Origin of the sequence: Treponema denticola, from assembly GCF_024181645.1 — a bacterium.
In the GTDB taxonomy this organism is placed as follows: domain Bacteria; phylum Spirochaetota; class Spirochaetia; order Treponematales; family Treponemataceae; genus Treponema_B; species Treponema_B denticola_A.
Genome location: NZ_CP058624.1, coordinates 18,572 through 36,305 on the forward strand (window position 1 = coordinate 18,572; position 17,734 = coordinate 36,305).

Sequence of the window (17,734 nt, forward strand, 5' to 3'; positions counted from 1 at the left end):
AAAAATCATATGCCAATTATTTGAATTTACTATTATCGATTATTCTTCATATTTTTCAATTATTGCTTGTCTTAATGCTCGACCTTCGACTTGAAATTTCTGTATAGAATCAATATTTTCACGAGTAATCATTACTTGTCCTTCGTAAATATCAGTTTTTTTGTAATCTTCTTTTCTAGTTGCAGTTTCAGCATTTCTATGCTGGGGTGAAAAATTTAAATCATATATATCCGTATTTTTCAAAACCCAATATTTAACACAATCTCTATAAACAGCAAACCAAAGCATGACATCACAACAAGTCGGTTTTACTTGTTGAAAATTCATAAGAAAATCTTTTGTCGAATTAGAAGAAAGTGCTTTCATATACAAAGGCTCATTAGGTCTATTTCTATCTACAGCACGAGAACCTTTTACTTCAATTTTTATAGTCTTACCCATGTACGGTAAATACAAATCATACAGACCTTTATAAGTCAAATCAATTTTCTTTGAAGGCCGTTTTAATTCAGGCTCTACGGCAAGTAAATGACTGAATCCCCATGTATCTCCGAAACCTCTAGGTGCAGAAATTTCAAAAACATATAGATATAAGTTTCTATTGATGTAATCATTTCTTAGTTCAATATAATCATCATAAGAAAGAATCTTTTCTTCAACGAGTTTTGTTATAATGTACTCGTATTTATTGAACGGATATACATTTTGAATGTTTTCAATTTCAGAGCAAAAATTATCAGCGTTTTTGACTTTTGAAATCAAGAGTTCCAATTCATTTTCAAGTGTTTCCATAAACACTCTCCTTAATGTAATTGTATTCGGTATCTGATATTTTAAAATAGGAACAAATGATTTTATCGGCATGTTCCTGTTTCTTTATACCTGTCAATATGTCTGCATATACATCATAAAATAATTTGATTAGATCATTGTTTAAGATAGGTAATGGAAAATCTTGAAAGTGTTGTTTTAATACTTTTTTTGATTTAAATTTTTTCTGATAGATAAAAGAATAGATTGGGCTGTTGAACAAACAAACTAAGATTTCCATTGGATAATTATTAGATATAATAACATTGGCACTGTTTAAAACTAAGCTATTGCTATCTAACGCACAGACAATTTTATCGGAAATAAATTTATAAACAATTTTTTTAGTACGGTACATTTCTACGGGAGCGACCTGTTGAAATATCGCAGGAGTAAAACTTATAAAAGTTTCCGGTGATTTTAATTTATACGGTAATATATCTTTTCCTCGAAACACAGCTTCTTCATTTTCACCTTTGATTTTGTGAACATATTTTTTATTATTTCCTGTTACAATACCTAAAGCAAATTTCGTATCGGTGGGAAGTTTTACGGAATATTCAGAATAAATCTTATTTAAAATTTTATCATCATTTTCAGAAATATTATAAGATATAAAATAATCCGGTGCAGAAATACTATTTATATTGAGTTTGTTCGTTTTTTCTTTTTTAACAGTAATTTTGATACTACCTTTTACAATTTCAGAAAGCTTTAAAAGCACACATTCTGATTGGACTCCTTTAAATGCCATTCCCAATGGTAGAATATCTATATTTCGATTAGAGTTCAATAAAAATTTTCGAATATTCTTATGAGTTGAAACATTTAATATGGATTCAGGAAGGAAGAAATTTAATTCACCTTTTTCAGATAATTTTTGCATTGAATTATATAAAGCGATGCTGAAAACTTCTGTTGTATCTAAAATCGGATAAGTATTTAACAAAAAATCTTTCTGTTCTTTTGAGAGTTTACTTCCCCACGGCGGATTTGTAACAATAAAATCATATTTTTCCTTATCCTGGTTGAACAAATTATTTGTATCCGTAAAAATTAAATCACGCTGTTCAATATGAGGAGAAATAAATGCATCTTCAAAAAATATAATAAGATTGATATAACATATCAACAGAGCGGTTTCATCAATATCAAAGGCATAAATATTTGATGGATTATGCTGCTTTGTGAGCGTATTGATTAAAATGCTTCCGCTTCCGCAGCAAGGATCTAACACTTTTGCTTCCAATGGAATTTCGATTGAAGTAAGAAGTTCAGCTGGCGTGTAAAATGAACCATCTTTTGATTTACAGGCAATACTTTGAACTGATTGATAAAAAGCACCTAAAATATCATCATTCTTATTTTCTATATGAAAATTTTGGAAAATATTTTTACCATTGTAAATACTATTTATTTTTGTAAAAATTTCTGAGTTTTTATCGTATAAATTATTGTTTATAAGAATTTGTTTTCCTAGGCAAGCGACTGCTTCCTGAATAGAGAGATTACTGTTTTCAAACTCCTCGATAAGTTTTACAAGAAGTTCTTTTCTTTTTTTATCTTTGATTCCTAAAAATATAAGATCTGAAGAATTTTGATATGAGCGATTGGCTCTTGATTGTAGTCTATTTGTACTTGTTTCAATAGAAGTTATCAAGGCTGAATATACATCTTTTGTATAATATCCGTCTTTAGGCGATGGAATTACACCGGTTTTTATCCAATTGTTTACAGTGGCAAGAGAAATATTAAATCTATTTTGAATATCTTTTTTTGCAAAAGCTGTTTTCAAGTTATTCATGTGAATTAATTATACTCTATTTTTGATTTTTATACTATTACTCTATAAACCGAGCTCGTCCGCGGCATAGTCCGCTTAACATTATTTAGCCGGTCAACCCTTATGCAGGTAGACCAGCAAATAGCCTATGCTCCCAGTCCGCCGTCGACACCTAGGACTTGGGCGGTTATATAAAGCGATAAGTCCGAAGCCAAAAAGGCTGCGGCGTTTGCTATGTCTAGGGGCTGTCCTGCTCTTTTTAAGGGGATTCCCTCGACCCATGCCTTCCGCATTTCTTCGTTTACGGCGGCGGTCATATCGGTTTCGATATAGCCGGGGGCGATGGCGTTTACGCGTACTCCTCTTCCTGCCGTTTCTTTTGCAAGGCTCTTTGTAAAACCTATGAGGCCGGCCTTGCTTGCGGAATAGTTGACCTGCCCGCCCTGACCGTGAAGGCCTACGATACTTGTCATATTGATAATCGAGCCGGCTCTTTTTCTAATCATGTCGGAAGAAATAATTTGCGAGGCGACAAAAACGCCTGTCAAGTTTACTCGTAAAACGTCTTCCCAGTCGGAAAGCTTCATCCTAAATGAAAGGCCGTCTCTTGTAATACCTGCGTTGTTTACAAGTATGTCAAAGCCGCCCGATTCTTCGAGGGCTTTTTTTACCGTTTCGGTAAGGCCTTCCGCATTGCCGCAGTCAGCGTATATTTCATGAAATGCGCTTCCTTTTTCTTCTGCAAATGCTTCCATTTCTGTCTTGCTTGCAGAGGGTTTTGTACATAAGCCCCAAACTTCGGCTCCCTCTTCAATGAATCTTCTAACAACCTCTTTTCCGATTCCTCTCGAAGAGCCTGTTACCAATGCTTTTTTTCCTTTTAATAACATAATACTTGTACCTTTCCTATTCTATAATCTTGTTTAATTGGTCTAAAGTTCCGGTCGGTGAACATGCAAGTTCATCCGATGCAAAACCGCTGTCTCTCCAAAGATTGCACAGGGTGTTTCCCGGGCCTACTTCCAAGAGGCGGCAGGGTTTTAAGCTTCCGCTTAAAGAAGCGATTTCCTTTTCTTCGCTCGTCCATAGGACTGGATGGGTAAGGTGAAGAACTGCGTTTGCTTTTGCTTCTTCTCCCGATTTTACTTGCTTGCCCGTAACATTTGAAAATACCGGGATTTGAGGGGTTTTAAAGTCAAAGCTTTTTAAGACCTCTTCGAATTCTTTTGCCGCTTCTTCCATTAGGGGGGAGTGGAAGGGGCCTGCAACCGCAAGGCGGACACACCTTTTTGCTCCGGCTTCCTTGCACAAGTTTTCGGCAAGGCTTAAGCCCTCCGCCGTTCCCGAAATAACGGTTTGAACGGGACTATTCATATTGGCGGCAAATACTATTCCGCTTTTGGGGTCGGAATAGGGCTTTAATAGTTCCAGAACCTTTTCGGGCTCAAGTTTTAAAATAGCCGACATACCCAGGGCACCGGAGCCCTCTGTTGCCCTTGCTGCAATCTTATCGCAGGCTGCCTGCATAATAGCCCCTCGTTCTTGTACGATGCGTATCATATCTTCAAAGCTTAAAATACCGGAAGCATAGAGGGCTGAAAACTCTCCCAGACTGAAACCTGCAACGGCTGATGGGTTTATTCCTTTTTCTTTTAAAACGGCAAGAATGGCCGTCTCAACCGCAATTATAGCCAACTGGCTCTTGTCGCTCCTTGAAAGCTCTTCGTTTTCGGTGTGCCGTAAAAGGGCATTTATATCCTCTCCGGTTATATCGCTGATTTTTTTAATTAGGTCCTTTGCAGCTCCGTATTCGTCAACAATATCTTGAGCCATACCCTTAAATTGTGCACCCTGCCCGGAAAATAAAAATATACTGTTCATCATCATCCTCACCTTATTTATTCTAGAATCTTATTACGGCACCGCCCCATGTGAGCCCGGCCCCAAAGCCTGCCGTAATTATTGTTGTTCCTTGGGTTAATTTTCCTTGAAGCCTTAAATCATCGAGGGTTATCGGAATGGAAGCAGCCGAAGTGTTTCCGTAGTTTTCCATATTACATGCGAATTTGCTCATATCGGTGTTAAGTCTTTTTGCGGCGGCTTCTAAAATGCGTTTATTGGCTTGGTGGCATACAACCAAGTCTACATCTTCCATATTGATGTTTTCTTTTTGAAGAAGGCTTTTTACGGTTTCGGTTATAACGCCGACTGCAAAATTGTAGACGGTTCTTCCGTTCATTTTTAGATGGTCTGCCATATAAAGAGCTTCATAACCTGTTCCGTCAGAACCTAAAATTACCGAGCCTATGCCCCTCTTTGAATTATCAAATGTGTTTTCAAGGAGGGCTGCCCCGGCCCCGTCTCCGAATAGTACGCAGGTAGAACGGTCTTGCCAATCGATTATTTTGCTTAAAACTTCGGTGCCGCAGACAAGGGCATAACGCCGGCCGTGCCTTTCCATGAGGGCCGCTGCCGTATCTATTGCGTATAAAAAGCCTGAACATGCTGCCGACAGGTCAAAACATGCCGCATTTTTTGCACCAAGTTCTTTTTGGATAAGACAGGCATTCGACGGAAAGCCTTGGTATTCTGCCGTGGCGGTAGCACAGATAATTAAGTCTATATCCTGAGGATTTAGATTTTCATTTGCCAATACCTGTTTACAGGCCGCGGCGCCGAGGGATGCACTTGTGTCTTCTTGGGAAGCTATGTAGCGGCTTCCTATTCCTGTGTGGCTTCTGATCCATTCATCCGAAGTATCTAAGGAAGCGGGAAAATCGCTGTTGTGCATTATCCTTTTTGGAATAGCCTTTCCCGTTGTTTTTATTATAATAGCCATAGTTTTCTCGCTTATAATCTACGAAGAACATTTTAGTATTTTTTTGATAATAATGTCAACTGTTAGGGAAAATTTGAGCATGTCTTTTATTTATTCCTATTATGTGATATGATAACGCAGGTTGGATTTTAACCTAACTTTATTTCTAGGAGGTTTATTTATGAAACCAACTCTTTTGGTTCTGGCTGCCGGAATGGGCAGCCGATATGGAGGAGTAAAACAAATAGCTGCTGTCGGCAGGCATGATGAAACCTTATTGGACTATGCCGTTTATGACGCTATGAATAACGGCTTTGGAAAGGTTGTCTTTATAATTAGGGAAGATATTGAGAACGATTTTAGAGAGCGCTTTTTTAATAGGATTGCGCGTAATTGCAATGCCGATTATGTATTCCAATCTATGGAAGGGTTTTTAACTGATGAGCAGATAAAAAGGGCTGTCAACCGGAAAAAACCTTGGGGAACTGCTCATGCTATTTTGTCTGCGGAGTTAAAGATAAATGAGCCCTTTGCTGTTATAAATGCCGATGACTACTATGGCCGCTCGGCTTATAAAACGATAGCAACCCATCTTTCAACCCTGTCAAATGATTCCACGGAACATGCTATGGTCGGTTATATCTTGGATAAAACCTTGAGCCGATCCGGTTCCGTTTCGAGAGGGGTCTGCCAAGTAGGAAACGGTTATCTTATCGGAATAACCGAACACAAGGATATTGCATACAAAAAAGAAGGTTCAGTCGAAAAGATTATTTCCGAGCATGAGGGAAAGAATGTCGAATTTTCAGGTAAGGAAACCGTCTCGATGAATCTATTCGGCTTCTCTCCTAAAATTTTCGATTTTATGAATGAGTATTTTAAAGACTTTATTCATAAATATGCAGAAAGCGAAAAAGCCGAATGTCTTTTGCCTGAAGGTGTCGGGGCAATGATGAAAAAGGGTTTAGGAAAGGTTAAGGTTTATACTACCACCGAAAGATGGTTCGGAATGACCTATCCCGAAGACAGAGAAATTGTTAAAAAAGAACTTGAAAATAAGGTAAAAGAAGGCTACTATCCCGAATTCCTGTGGAGGTAAAACTCTTATCTTTCTGCTAAGGCCTTTTCGACTTCGGGGGCAAAAAGAGCAAAGTCGTATTTTGCAGGATCTTCGGGACAAAATTCTCTGAGGCGTTCCGTTATTTCTTCTACGGCTTTGCGGTCGTTTTGTTTGCGGGTTAAAAGGCCTAGAGCTCTTCCTCTTCGGGCACAGTGAACGTCCAAGGGGAGGTAGAGCTCAGACGGTTTAACGCTTTTCCATAAACCGAAATCGACACCCTTCTCCTGAGACCTTACCATCCAGCGTAAAAACATATTTAGTCTTTTTGCTGCAGAACCGCCTTCCATATCGGCTATATGCTTTGTATTATGCGGATCCATGTTTTTGATAAATTCTTTTCTAAATCGGCTCATCCTGCTTATCAAAGGTTCATTCTGATTTTTAGCTTTAAACAATTCTTCAAAATTTGAACCCGATAAATAAATGCGTCTTATAGCCTTTGCTATGGCGAGGCTGTCTCCTCCGTTTAGGGTTCGGTGATAAAAAGTGTTTATTATTTTTAGTTGAGCTGGTGTGCTTTGCGTTAAAAATGCGTGAGGCCGGTTTTGTAAAATATTCATTAGTTTATCCGCACTTTTTAAGATGGCGGTTCTGTTTCCCCATGCAAAAATGGAAACAAAAAAGCCTGCAATCTCTATATCTTCTTTTTTAGAAAAACGGTGCGGAATACTTATAGGATCGGCAGGTATAAAGGCCGGTTTTTCGTATTTTATTACCAGCTTGTCAAGAGTTTTTTTTAGGTCTTTAAATTGAGAGTTCATTATATCTTTATCTTAAAATTTGTTTTTAAAAGTTTAATAAGCTCCAGCCATCTGGGATCGTGGGTATCTGCAAGTCCAAGATCGGAAACAAAGTCTCCCCTCTCTTTAAAAAACCAGTGAATAAGGTTGAGCCTTATTTCATTATCATCCAGTTTTGCATTTACGATTTTTAAAATGCTGAAAAGCTCATCGGCATTTATCAGCTTCCATTTCCCGCCGCTTATTATGTGATAAACGGAACCGTCGCTTGCTCTTTCAATCCTAAAATCTTTTTTGGGCTGAGCTTTTTTTACGCTGACGGTTTTTGCCCTTTTTTCTTCTATTGCCTGCAAGTCTTCTTCAAGAGCTTCTACCTGCATATTATATAAGTGAACGCGAGCCTGTTCTATCAAAAATAAGAGGCCTTCAGCATCCATTTGCTTTGTAAGTTCCGCTAATTCGGTAACGAGTTTTTTTTCGGCAGCCGATTGTTTATAGGCGGAAATAGTTTTTTTAACCGGAGTCTTTGTTGTTTTTTTTGCAGCGGCTTTTGTCGGTGTCTTAGCCTTTTTTGTAGTTTTTGTTTCACTTGCTTTTTTTGCCATATCATCCTCCAATTTTTTCCGGTTTAAGAGTTTATCTTTTTATATAGCATATCCAAATCATCTTTTGAAAAGTACGATATTTCGACAACTCCTTTTTTTAAGTTTCCTTTTATTTGAACCTTTGTACCTAAGGAGTTTATAAACTGCTGTTCAATATCTCTTAATTCAAAATCATCAGTAGAAAGCGATTGCGTTTCTTTTTTTTGTTTTTTTGTTATGCGGCCTATTCCCGAATTAAGCTCGGCTGCCATTGACTCGGCTTCGCGTACCGATAATTCCGATTCTAAAATTCTCGAAAAAAGAATTTTTTGATCGGCAGGATTTACTATGGATAGTAGAGAACGGGCATGGCCTGCCGAAATTTTGTTTACCCGCAAAGCATCTTTCATTTCTTCCGGCAGCTTTAATATTCTTAAACTGTTTGTAATTGCCGACCTGCTTTTGCCGACCCTCTTTGCAAGTTCTTCTTGGTTTATGGCTGCCAGTTCCATAATCTCTTGGTAGGCAAGGGCTTCATCGATTGCGTTTAGGTCTTCCCTCTGAATGTTTTCGATAAGAGCTACTTCCAGTTTCTTTTTTTCTTCAAAGCTGCGTAGGATTACCGGAACAGTTTCCAAACCTAAGCTGATGGCGGCTCTTGTACGCCTTTCTCCGGCTATTATAAAGTAACCATTGTCCTCATGTTTTTCGGCTACAATCGGCTGAATTATTCCGTGTTCTTTTATTGATTCTGCAAGCTCGCTTATTTTTTCTTCATCAAAGGTTTTTCGAGGCTGATACGGATTCGGCTGCAGCAGTTTAGGGTCAATATTGATAATTGAGTCTTCGGAAACATTCAACGATTCCACTATATGATTTGCCGGTTGTTCTTCCAAGAGGGCATTGAGGCCCCTTCCTAATGCCGATTTTTTAGCCACGGTTCAGTACCTCATTTGCAAGTTTTTCGTAACTTTTTGCTCCCGTACATTTTGCATCATAATTGCAAATCGGAATTCCATGTGAGGGGGCTTCGGATAATCTTACATTCCGCGGAATAATAGTCGAAAAAACCTTATCTTTAAAATATGAGGATACCTGCTGTACAACTTCTTGAGCAAGATTGGTTCTTGAGTCGAACATGGTAAAAAATATTCCGCCTATTTCAAGAGAAGGATTAAGGCTTTGCTGTACCCTTTGAACTGTCTGCAAAAGAAGGGTTAAACCTTCAAGAGCGAAGTATTCGCATTGGAGCGGTATGTACACTTGATCGGCTGCCGTGAGTCCGTTTAATGTTAAGATGCCCAAAGACGGAGGACAGTCGATTAAAATATAGTCGTATTCGTTTTTTACGCTTTCGATAATATTTTTAAGATAGAATTCCCTGTCGGCTTCGTCTACAAGTTCTACCGTTGCTCCCGAAAGGTCTATTGAAGCCGGGATTGCCGATAAGTTTTTTACCGTAGTAGGGTAGATGGTATTTTTTATTGAGGTCTTTTGGGCAAGGGCATCATAAACGGTCGGCCGCTTTTTTTGAATACCGACACCGGAAGACATATTCCCCTGAGGGTCAAAGTCTATTAGAAGAGTCTTTTTTCCTGTCAGTGCGATGTAAGCACCCAAATTAATTACGGAAGTCGTCTTCCCGACCCCGCCCTTTTGGTTTACAAAAACAAATGTTTTTCCCATAATGCTTCATTATACATGATTTTTAATATTTATGTAAGGGGTTTTTAAGCTTAACGATTTTTTAGGTATTAGAAGAAAATGAATTGAAAATTTTATAATATCATGTTAGAATTATCTAATTTCATCAACCACAAGCCAAGTCCCAGCTCTTGAAGATCCTTTCCGTTTTACAATATTTTCTTCCTGCATGCGGGCTAAAATACGTTTAACTGTACGAAGCGATGTATTGAGTAATTTACTTATTTCTTGTTGAGTAATTTTAGGGTTTGCTTTTAACGAGTCCAGTACTTTTTCGTATAAAATTTCGTTAGACTCAAGATTAGTGCCATTGGTGACAGGATTGGTGCCATTGGTGACAGGATTGGTGCCATTGGTGACAGGATTGGTGCCATTGGTGTTGATATTTCGATATAAGCAAATTCTAAAGTCTCCTTCAAAATCAATGAACTCAGGAGGTCTTATTCCATGTTCATCACATTCTTCTATCATTCTCGGAATTCCGCTTCCCCAAGCTTCAATTATGTGCATATATGAAAATACATTTGCGATACCTCGGTTCCGTATTTTGGAATATCCGGCCATTATTTTTTCTATTGTGAGTTCCTTTGATAACATTCCCGGTGAGGTAATTTCAAGTCGATCGTCATAAACTGCAACCTGAATGTTTGAAGGCTGTAAATATGAGCGATGGCATACGGCATTGCAGATAAGTTCTCGAATTGTTGAAGGAGGTAGTTCATATACATCATGCCTAAATGAGCCTTTTACCCTTGCTCCCATTCTTATATTTCTTAAAACAAAGTTATAAGCTTCATCTATCTGCTCATAAATTGGGCCTGAGTAGGTTTTTCTATCAAGAAATACAGCTCTTGATTTGCCCTTAAAAACTCCGCATTGAATCTCCGAAAAGCCGGAAGGTAAGGGTTGTCCCGATAAAAGATTATATGCATAGGTCGGTATATATTTATTATTTTTTTCTACGATAATGCCCCAAGATATAAGTTGATTTTTAGAGAGCTTTTTGATTGATTTTTTTTCAATGTCATTTTCAGCTCTTTTTCTTGTATAAGAAGTAATCAGCTTACAGGTTTCATCTATCTCTTTTTCCGTCAGCTTTTGTGAATTTATTGGAATACTGTCAAAACTTCGGCCACTTCCTTCAAGGATTAACTCTTTTAGAGTATAGGCTTCCACATTTCTGGTCGTGGCTCCTATTCTTTGATATGTTCCGTTTTGAATTCCTTCAGATTTTATATAGTATGGACTTTGCATTCCTTTAAGTATTTCTACTATTATGATTGTTTTATCATTTATATTTTTAAGAGAAATACTTGGAATTATTTTAGGTTCGCAGCTGTCTGAAATTGCATTTGTGATAGAGTCTATAATTGTGAAAATCTCTTTTTGCGGAACACCTATTATTTCGCAGGTGTTATTTTCAACTCCAAAAATGATTTTACCGCCGCGTCCGTTAGCAAAGGCTACAACCGTTTTCATATATTTTATACTTTTCTCCGGAACGGATTTTTTAAATTCGGTAAATTCGTTTTCTCCCTTTTTTATTTCATTTATATCCAATTGTTTTCTCCTGTATGTAGTATATCTTATAAAAGATATTTTATCAAGTTTTAATGTATTTCAATGATAGCTTTCTTTTAGTTGTTTAAGTTAAAAATCTAATATTTTTTAGCCGTTGACACAGCCCTTTAAAGAATAGTAGAATAATTCTTATAAAAACAATAAAAGGAATATTATGGTTTATTTTGTAGGAGCGGGTCCGGGGGATCCGGATTTAATTACGATAAAAGGGCGTAAGCTGATTGAAAAAGCCGATATAATTATTTATGCAGGCTCTTTGGTTTCAGCCGAGCATCTCACGTTTGCAAAGCCTAACTGTAAAACTTATAATTCGGCTTCAATAACTCTTGAAGAAGTTATCAAAGTTATGGAGGCAAACCGCAATGCTCAGATTGTGAGGCTTCACACCGGCGACCCTTCAATTTATGGGGCTGTCAGGGAGCAGATGGATGAGCTTGATAAACTCAGGATAGACTATGAGGTTATCCCGGGCGTGAGTTCATGTACGGCGGCGGCGGCGGCAATCAAAAAAGAGTTCACCCTTCCCGATGTAAGCCAGACAATTATTCTAACCCGCATGGAAGGCCGCACCCCTGTTCCTCAGGAGGAAAAGCTGGTGGCGCTTGCTGCACACAAGGCCTCGATGTCGATTTTTTTGTCGGTGCAAAATATAGAAAATGTAGTTGCAGAACTTCTTAAAGGCTATAAGGATGAAGCTACCCCCGCTGCCGTAATTTACAAGGCGACTTGGGAAGATCAAGAAATAATAATAGGTACCCTCGGCGATATTGCTCAAAAAGTAAAGAAGGCCGGTATAAACAAAACCGCCCAAATCTTGGTAGGGAATTTTATTGCGGGAGATTATAAAAGGTCTCAGCTTTACAATCCTAAATTTTCTCACGAATTTAGAAAAGCGGAAAAATGAAAAAAATAGCAGTTTATTCCTTTACCGAAAAAGGGAAGCTCTTGGGAGAAAAATTATCAGGCTTGGCAGATGATTTTATAATCGAGCATTTTTATAACGCAAAAACAGCTGGAGGAATCCGCTCCCTTATTCCCGATGATTTTAAAAATCGGGATGCCCTTATTTTTATTTCTTCTACCGGTATTGCCGTCCGAATGATAAAGGATTATATAAAGGATAAAACCCAAGACCCTGCGGTGCTTGTAATCGATGATTTGGGGCGTTTTGTAATTTCGCTTTTGTCGGGTCACTTGGGCGGGGCTAATGCTCTTACCGAAAAAATTGCAAAGCTGCTCGGGGCTGTGAGTGTAATTACAACGGCTTCCGACGGCCGGAATATAGAAGCCGTCGACTTGTTTGCTCAAAAAAACAATTATGCTATTTTATCTATGGAAGATGCAAAGATAATTACCTCCCTTATGGTAGATGGAAAAACTATAGGCTTTTGTTCCGAAGATAAGGCGGCACCGATAAATTATCCCCATCTTTTTATTTTACAAGAAAAAGATTTTAATTCGCATTTTAAGGCTTTAACCGAAGAAAAAAAACTCGAAGGCCTTATCATCGTTTCAAATAAAAAAAGAGAAACTATATCGGCTTTAAGCCGGTCTTTGCCCATCGTTCACTTGGTGCCTAAAAATTTAAACTTAGGGATAGGCTTAAAAAAAGGAGTGGATAAAGAGACCCTTGCCGAGGCGGTAAAAAAAGCCCTCGATTCAATAAACAAGGATTTAAAGGCTGTTAAAGCGATAGCTTCGATAGACTTAAAACAAAACGAAAAAGGCTTGCTTGAGTTTGCAAAAGAATTAAAAATAAGCCCCGTCTTTTTTTCTAAAAGCCAAATAGAAAAAATAGAAGACAATTTTGAAAAGTCCGACTTTGTAAAAAGGACGGTCGGAGTTTACAATGTTTCGGCCCCTTCCGCCTTCCTCCTCGGCGGCAAAATAATTTTAGATAAGTTTAAACACGAGGGCGTAACCGTTTCGGTTGCGGAGAGCATGAGTTAAAACTAAAAACGATTGAAGAAGTTCTTACAACAACCCTTGCAATTCAGGCTCTAATCCTGTATACTGTTACTATGTTAAAGAGAGAAAACGGTAAAACTTATCGGCTTTACAAAAAAGAGCAAAAAAGTTTTGCAAAAGTACTTGACATAAAGTATCGTATCGGGCAAAATTCACAGCTTCACAGCTTCACAGCTTCACAGCTTCACAGCTTCACAGCTTCACAGCTTCACAGCTTCACAGCTTCACAGCTGAGGGGTTCCTGTGCCCAAATAAATTTACAATCAAACACAAACAAATTTACTCACATAAAAAACCGCAAGGCACGCAGAGCGCTGAGCTTCGCTCAACTTCGCAAAGAAATAATCGGCATGTCCGGATTGAGATCTGTCAATCCAAATGTATAGGGGAGGGACGGCGGGGTTCTTAGGGGCGTAAGCCCCTAAGCCGCACTTTTCTTTTTTCGGGGTCATAGGGGTGCTTTTTTCTTTTGTCGGAAAAAAGAAAAAAGCACCCCTAATTGGGGGGATTTTTAAGGGGGACATCCCCCTTAAACTACAGGAGGAAACTATGGCAAAGAAAAAATCGGTTTGGGAAGTGTATTTAAGACCGAATACCTTAACCAAAGACAACGACAGGGACTGCATAGCTGATGTTCATGCACATGCCGCTACGCAGAGGAACGAAGACATTGCGGAAATCATCACCAAAGAACGCTCGGAATTCCGCAAGGAAACAATTATGAGCATTCTTTCAATGCGCGATAAGGCTGTAAAAGACCTGATTGAAGAAGGTTTGAGCTTTATGGACGGGCTTGTGCAAATAAGCCCCCGCGTATCGGGCGTGTGGGAGACGGAAAACTCAGCATACGACGAAAAAGTGCACAAGCGCACGGTTGACCTTATCCCCACCGCCGACCTGAGAACCGCTCTTGATGCAATCGGCGTAAAAGTGATGGGCGCAAAAGAAAGCTCTGCCCGCATAACCGAAATAACCGACACCGCGACGGGCTTAAAAGACGGCACGCTTACGATAGGAGATGACATCATCATCGAGGGCGACAAACTCAAAGTAGACGAAAAAGACGCTGCTCAAGGAGTTTTCTTTAAAACCGCCGACGGCACAGAGTACAAAACCGAACGCCGCCTTTCGGTCAACCTGCCGAGCCAAATCATCGCCCGCGTACCCAAAGAAGTACCGGCGGGTGCGGTAACCGTCATCGTGCGGACAAAACTTACCGGCAGTAATAAAACGCTTAAAGAAGTACGGGAAATGATTTTTAAACTTCCCTGTACGGCAAAGATTTAAGCACTCTTCACCGCTCAGTGAAGCCTTCGTTCACCGAGCGGTGAATGACCCGTTCACTGTACGGTGAAGACCTTATTCACTGAACGGTGAACGACCTGTTCCCCGCAGCGGATAGTCCGTCCGCTTGAGAACGTCCTTTCGGATTGGGACAATTCAATCTAAAAAACAAAATAGATAACCCCCGTCACTTTCCAAAATGGGGTTTTTAGGGGTGTAAGTCCCTAAAAGGAGATTTTCTTTAATGAAAAAAGAGAAAAAAAGGGGTTCATTGAGAACCGAACTGATGCTGGTATTTGGATTGCTTATTCTTGCAGTCTGTCTGACACTTGGAATTTTAGCTGTGTGTACGGCGAGCAAAGCAATAACCGAAAAGGTACAGATACACCTTATCGACAAAGCAACCGATACGGCGGAAATTATTGACGGACGGGTCAATGCATTTTGGCAGTTCCTTGAAGGGATTGCGCGTATGCCGGCGTTCCGCGACCCGACCATATCGTACAGCGAAAAAAGCCGCCTGCTCGACAACGAAGCGGCATTCAATGATCAAATTCTTGACTTGAATATTGCCGACCGCAAAGGATTGCTGTATACCAGCGACGGCAGAGCAACGGATATTTCAAACCTTGCATGGTATAAAGGCTCCAACGGCGGACAAAAGTATTTTTCCGAACCTTTTATGTCGCCCATTCTGAAAAGGCTGGTTATGGCGGTCATTGTTCCCGTTATAGATAACAACAACAATCATATTGCATCTTTAGTCGCCATTATTCCCGGAATTTGGCTGACCGACGCTATTGACGACATCGTTGTCGGTCAAACGGGCTACTGTTATATTTTGGGAGAAACAGGCAACACAATTGCTCACAAAAATACAGAACTTGTAACAAAAGCAGCGAATGCAGCAGAAATGGCAAAAACGGATGCCTCGCTTCGAGAATTGGCTGCTTTTCAAAAAATGGCAGTAGAGATTGATGAGCCTTCCGTCGGCTATTACGAATACAAAGGAGAAACTGTTATTGCCTCCTATGCCACAATGAAAACAACCGACTGGACAATCATCATAGATGCCCCCCAAGATGAATTTATGGGTATGGTCAATACTTTGCGTATTTCGATAATTATTACCGCTATTTCTATTTTGCTTATTTCCCTCGTAATTGTTTATTTTATTGCCCGTGTAATGGTAAGACCGGTTCAAAATTCCATTCCCGTACTGGAGAAGATTGCACACGGGGACTTCACGGTGCGTCTGCCCGTACGCGGCAACAATGAAATTACCTGTATGTTTGAACACCTCAACGAAACCATTTCTAAAATCGGTATTTCTATCAAGCAAGTCGGTGTCAACTCAAACACGATGGAAGAAATCGGCACCGAGCTTGCTTCCAATATGACCGAAACCGCGAGTGCCGTACACCAAATAAGTGCAAACATCGACGGGGTAAAACAACAGGCTCTTAGCCAAGCCGCAAGCGTTACGGAAACGGCCGCCACCATCGAAGAAATTATCCGTACCATAAAACAGCTTAACGGGAGTATTGAAAATCAGGCAGCTTCCGTTGCGGAATCTTCTTCGGCTATCGAGCAGATGGTCGGCAATATCGCATCAATCACACAGACACTCGGCAAAACCGATGATGTTATAAAAACTCTCGCTTCCGCCACAGCCGACGGTAAGGAAACGATAGTTAATTCAAACTCTGTTACCCAGCGTATTGCAGAAGAATCGGGCGGACTTTTGGAAGCCAGTAATGTTATTCAGCACATCGCCAGCCAAACCAACTTGCTCGCAATGAACGCCGCAATCGAAGCCGCCCACGCAGGCGAAGCAGGAAAGGGCTTTGCGGTCGTCGCAGATGAAATCCGTAAGCTCGCAGAAGAATCAAGCACTCAGGGAAAAACAATCACTTCTACCCTTAAAGTCCTCTCCGGCGAGATTGAGGCTCTTTCAACCTCGTCAAAAACGGCAGAAGAAAAGTTCAATGCCATCTTCGCCCTTTCCGAGCAGGTCAAAACGATGAGCCAAAACCTTATGGAAGCTATGCGTGAACAGGAAAACGGCAGCCGCGAAGTTCTCAATGCCATCCGCGACATCAACACGGTAACTAATCAGGTAAATGACGGCTCTGCCGAAATGCTCCGCGGCGGCGAAAACGTAGCTCTGGAAATGCAAAAGCTGGACGAGCTTACACGCATTATCACCGACAGCATGAACGAAATGGCTTCGGGTGCCGTGCAGATTAGCAATGCAGTGCAGGAAGTAAATGAGATAAGCCAAAAGAATAAAGCAAGTATTAAGAACCTTTCGGCAGAAGTTGGCAAATTTAAAGTGTAAACCAGTAGTTTATTTAAGAATAATGGCCTTAATCAAAAAAGGTAAAAACTTAACACAACAGCTGATTAAAACAAAAAAATTTATCAGCTGTTGTTATTTTCTTCATATCTCATTTTAAACGGCTCTTTTCAAAAATATAGATAATCTGATATAATATCCTGCCGATGGAAAAAGATAAATGGAATGCTTTTTGTAAATTTAAAAGCGAGTATAAAAACGAATGTATGCATTACCTTGATATTTTAGGATATAAATATAAGGAACCTTCTTTAGAAAACTGTGCCGCCCAATCTTTTAAAAAAGAGAATGCTTCATTTTTTAAGGAGGGCTTGGTTGTGCTTCAAGAAGAGGCGGCTTTAGCGGGTAAAACACCTCCCTATCCTGTAGAAACTCCGATTGTGTATAATCACTCTTGGGATTCGATTAGTCAAGATGATGAAATTAAGCTCATCGTTATAGGCGATAATCCGGGGAAAAATGAGCAGCTTCATAAAAATCAAAAATATCTTGTGGGCCTTGCAGGAAAGATTGCGGATAACTTTTTTAAAAAAAATCCCTCGTTCGGAATCGATTTTAGAAAGAATGTTATTATCCTAAACAAAACGCCCATTCATACGGCAAAGACAAAGCAGCTGGATTATATTTTAAAAAAAGATGCGGACGGCTCTTTTAAAAAATTATATGAAGAGTCTCAAATCTTTACGGCTCAAAAAACGGCTGAGCTTCAAAAAAAACTGGGCTGCCCTATATGGCTTGTGGGCTACAGCGAGCTTAAGCCCCGCTGCTTATTTTATGCTTATGCAAATGAGATGAAGAATTTATATGCGGATAAAAAAGAACCGCAAATTTTTCTTTATCAGCATTTTTCGATGAATAGGTTTTTGATTGACTTAAAAGATAATTATGACCAAAGTCTCAGCCTTGAAAAGAATTTATCTCTTTTAGGAATAAAGCATCGAAATGAAATTTTAGACTTTTAATACGGAGGAGCTTGGAAACTT

General features: G+C 39.5%; 17 protein-coding genes. 7 read left to right on the top strand and 10 right to left on the bottom strand.

The features are described 5' to 3' along the window. Positions 1-39: 39 nt before the first annotated feature. The 5 genes from HO345_RS00085 to HO345_RS00105 all read right to left on the bottom strand — a co-directional run bounded on the left by HO345_RS00085 (position 40) and on the right by HO345_RS00105 (position 5,432). A complete protein-coding gene (locus tag HO345_RS00085; protein ID WP_253683283.1) occupies positions 40-792 on the bottom strand; it encodes a hypothetical protein in 753 nt (250 codons plus the stop codon). Then, positions 779-2,614: an N-6 DNA methylase gene (locus tag HO345_RS00090; protein ID WP_253683284.1), complete on the bottom strand. Its 1,836-nt coding sequence runs from the start codon at positions 2,612-2,614 to the stop codon at positions 779-781. The genes HO345_RS00085 and HO345_RS00090 overlap by 14 nt, the downstream gene beginning before the upstream one ends. 125 nt (positions 2,615-2,739) lie before the next feature. Next, positions 2,740-3,483: a 3-oxoacyl-[acyl-carrier-protein] reductase gene (gene fabG, locus HO345_RS00095; RefSeq protein WP_253683285.1), complete on the bottom strand. Its 744-nt coding sequence runs from the start codon at positions 3,481-3,483 to the stop codon at positions 2,740-2,742. Between the two features lie 16 nt (positions 3,484-3,499). Next, positions 3,500-4,474, bottom strand: a complete 975-nt coding sequence (locus HO345_RS00100) for an ACP S-malonyltransferase (protein WP_253684607.1) — start codon at positions 4,472-4,474, stop codon at positions 3,500-3,502. Positions 4,475-4,496: 22 nt separating this feature from the next. After that, entirely contained in the window at positions 4,497-5,432 is a 936-nt protein-coding gene (locus HO345_RS00105; protein ID WP_253683286.1) for a beta-ketoacyl-ACP synthase III, read from the bottom strand. Positions 5,433-5,592: 160 nt separating this feature from the next. Between HO345_RS00105 and HO345_RS00110 the strand changes: the two genes are divergently transcribed. Beyond that, positions 5,593-6,510, top strand: coding sequence for a nucleotidyltransferase family protein (locus tag HO345_RS00110; RefSeq protein ID WP_253683287.1), 918 nt, complete (start codon positions 5,593-5,595; stop codon positions 6,508-6,510). 5 nt (positions 6,511-6,515) lie between these two features. Here the strand turns inward: HO345_RS00110 and HO345_RS00115 are convergent, their stop codons facing one another. The 5 genes from HO345_RS00115 to HO345_RS00135 all read right to left on the bottom strand — a co-directional run bounded on the left by HO345_RS00115 (position 6,516) and on the right by HO345_RS00135 (position 11,119). Further along, the gene (locus HO345_RS00115) at positions 6,516-7,292 is read right to left on the bottom strand and encodes a TIGR02757 family protein (protein WP_253683288.1); all 777 of its coding nucleotides are present in this window, start codon (positions 7,290-7,292) and stop codon (positions 6,516-6,518) included. Then, positions 7,292-7,876: a hypothetical protein gene (locus HO345_RS00120; protein ID WP_253683289.1), complete on the bottom strand. Its 585-nt coding sequence runs from the start codon at positions 7,874-7,876 to the stop codon at positions 7,292-7,294. The genes HO345_RS00115 and HO345_RS00120 overlap by 1 nt, the downstream gene beginning before the upstream one ends. 23 nt (positions 7,877-7,899) lie before the next feature. Beyond that, on the bottom strand, positions 7,900-8,793 hold the full coding sequence (locus HO345_RS00125) for a ParB/RepB/Spo0J family partition protein (protein ID WP_253683290.1): 894 nt from the start codon (positions 8,791-8,793) through the stop codon (positions 7,900-7,902). Then, complete coding sequence (locus HO345_RS00130; RefSeq protein ID WP_253683291.1) at positions 8,786-9,541, bottom strand: ParA family protein; 756 nt, start codon at positions 9,539-9,541, stop codon at positions 8,786-8,788. The genes HO345_RS00125 and HO345_RS00130 overlap by 8 nt, the downstream gene beginning before the upstream one ends. A 111-nt stretch (positions 9,542-9,652) precedes the next feature. After that, positions 9,653-11,119: an ATP-binding protein gene (locus HO345_RS00135; RefSeq protein WP_253683292.1), complete on the bottom strand. Its 1,467-nt coding sequence runs from the start codon at positions 11,117-11,119 to the stop codon at positions 9,653-9,655. A 175-nt stretch (positions 11,120-11,294) separates the two neighbouring features. On the opposite strand from HO345_RS00135, the gene cobM reads away from it, so the two are divergent. From cobM to HO345_RS00165, 6 genes are all read left to right on the top strand, one after another. Next, the gene (gene cobM / locus HO345_RS00140; RefSeq protein WP_253683293.1) at positions 11,295-12,044 is read left to right on the top strand and encodes a precorrin-4 C(11)-methyltransferase; all 750 of its coding nucleotides are present in this window, start codon (positions 11,295-11,297) and stop codon (positions 12,042-12,044) included. Beyond that, entirely contained in the window at positions 12,041-13,090 is a 1,050-nt protein-coding gene (gene cbiG / locus HO345_RS00145) for a cobalt-precorrin 5A hydrolase (protein ID WP_253683294.1), read from the top strand. Before cobM ends, cbiG begins: the two co-directional genes overlap by 4 nt. A 71-nt stretch (positions 13,091-13,161) precedes the next feature. Next, positions 13,162-13,494, top strand: coding sequence for a hypothetical protein (locus tag HO345_RS00150; RefSeq protein ID WP_253683295.1), 333 nt, complete (start codon positions 13,162-13,164; stop codon positions 13,492-13,494). A 163-nt stretch (positions 13,495-13,657) separates the two neighbouring features. Then, positions 13,658-14,395, top strand: a complete 738-nt coding sequence (locus tag HO345_RS00155) for a DUF4469 domain-containing protein (protein ID WP_253683296.1) — start codon at positions 13,658-13,660, stop codon at positions 14,393-14,395. A gap of 241 nt (positions 14,396-14,636) precedes the next feature. Next, positions 14,637-16,733, top strand: coding sequence for a methyl-accepting chemotaxis protein (locus tag HO345_RS00160; protein ID WP_253683297.1), 2,097 nt, complete (start codon positions 14,637-14,639; stop codon positions 16,731-16,733). Between the two features lie 164 nt (positions 16,734-16,897). Next, positions 16,898-17,713: a hypothetical protein gene (locus HO345_RS00165; RefSeq protein WP_253683298.1), complete on the top strand. Its 816-nt coding sequence runs from the start codon at positions 16,898-16,900 to the stop codon at positions 17,711-17,713. The last annotated feature ends 21 nt before the right edge of the window (positions 17,714-17,734 follow it).

What these genes read in the sequence shown, in the direction of transcription:
- fabG (WP_253683285.1), bottom strand. Translation starts at nt 3,483, where the DNA reads ATGTTATTAAAAGGAAAAAAAGCATTGGTAACAGGCTCTTCGAGAGGA.
- HO345_RS00130 (WP_253683291.1), bottom strand. Translation starts at nt 9,541, where the DNA reads ATGGGAAAAACATTTGTTTTTGTAAACCAAAAGGGCGGGGTCGGGAAG.
- HO345_RS00085 (WP_253683283.1), bottom strand. Translation starts at nt 792, where the DNA reads ATGGAAACACTTGAAAATGAATTGGAACTCTTGATTTCAAAAGTCAAA.
- HO345_RS00100 (WP_253684607.1), bottom strand. Translation starts at nt 4,474, where the DNA reads ATGAACAGTATATTTTTATTTTCCGGGCAGGGTGCACAATTTAAGGGT.
- cobM (WP_253683293.1), top strand. Translation starts at nt 11,295, where the DNA reads ATGGTTTATTTTGTAGGAGCGGGTCCGGGGGATCCGGATTTAATTACG.
- HO345_RS00115 (WP_253683288.1), bottom strand. Translation starts at nt 7,292, where the DNA reads ATGAACTCTCAATTTAAAGACCTAAAAAAAACTCTTGACAAGCTGGTA.
- HO345_RS00160 (WP_253683297.1), top strand. Translation starts at nt 14,637, where the DNA reads ATGAAAAAAGAGAAAAAAAGGGGTTCATTGAGAACCGAACTGATGCTG.
- HO345_RS00105 (WP_253683286.1), bottom strand. Translation starts at nt 5,432, where the DNA reads ATGGCTATTATAATAAAAACAACGGGAAAGGCTATTCCAAAAAGGATA.
- HO345_RS00090 (WP_253683284.1), bottom strand. Translation starts at nt 2,614, where the DNA reads ATGAATAACTTGAAAACAGCTTTTGCAAAAAAAGATATTCAAAATAGA.
- HO345_RS00120 (WP_253683289.1), bottom strand. Translation starts at nt 7,876, where the DNA reads ATGGCAAAAAAAGCAAGTGAAACAAAAACTACAAAAAAGGCTAAGACA.
- cbiG (WP_253683294.1), top strand. Translation starts at nt 12,041, where the DNA reads ATGAAAAAAATAGCAGTTTATTCCTTTACCGAAAAAGGGAAGCTCTTG.
- HO345_RS00110 (WP_253683287.1), top strand. Translation starts at nt 5,593, where the DNA reads ATGAAACCAACTCTTTTGGTTCTGGCTGCCGGAATGGGCAGCCGATAT.
- HO345_RS00155 (WP_253683296.1), top strand. Translation starts at nt 13,658, where the DNA reads ATGGCAAAGAAAAAATCGGTTTGGGAAGTGTATTTAAGACCGAATACC.
- HO345_RS00165 (WP_253683298.1), top strand. Translation starts at nt 16,898, where the DNA reads ATGGAAAAAGATAAATGGAATGCTTTTTGTAAATTTAAAAGCGAGTAT.
- HO345_RS00150 (WP_253683295.1), top strand. Translation starts at nt 13,162, where the DNA reads ATGTTAAAGAGAGAAAACGGTAAAACTTATCGGCTTTACAAAAAAGAG.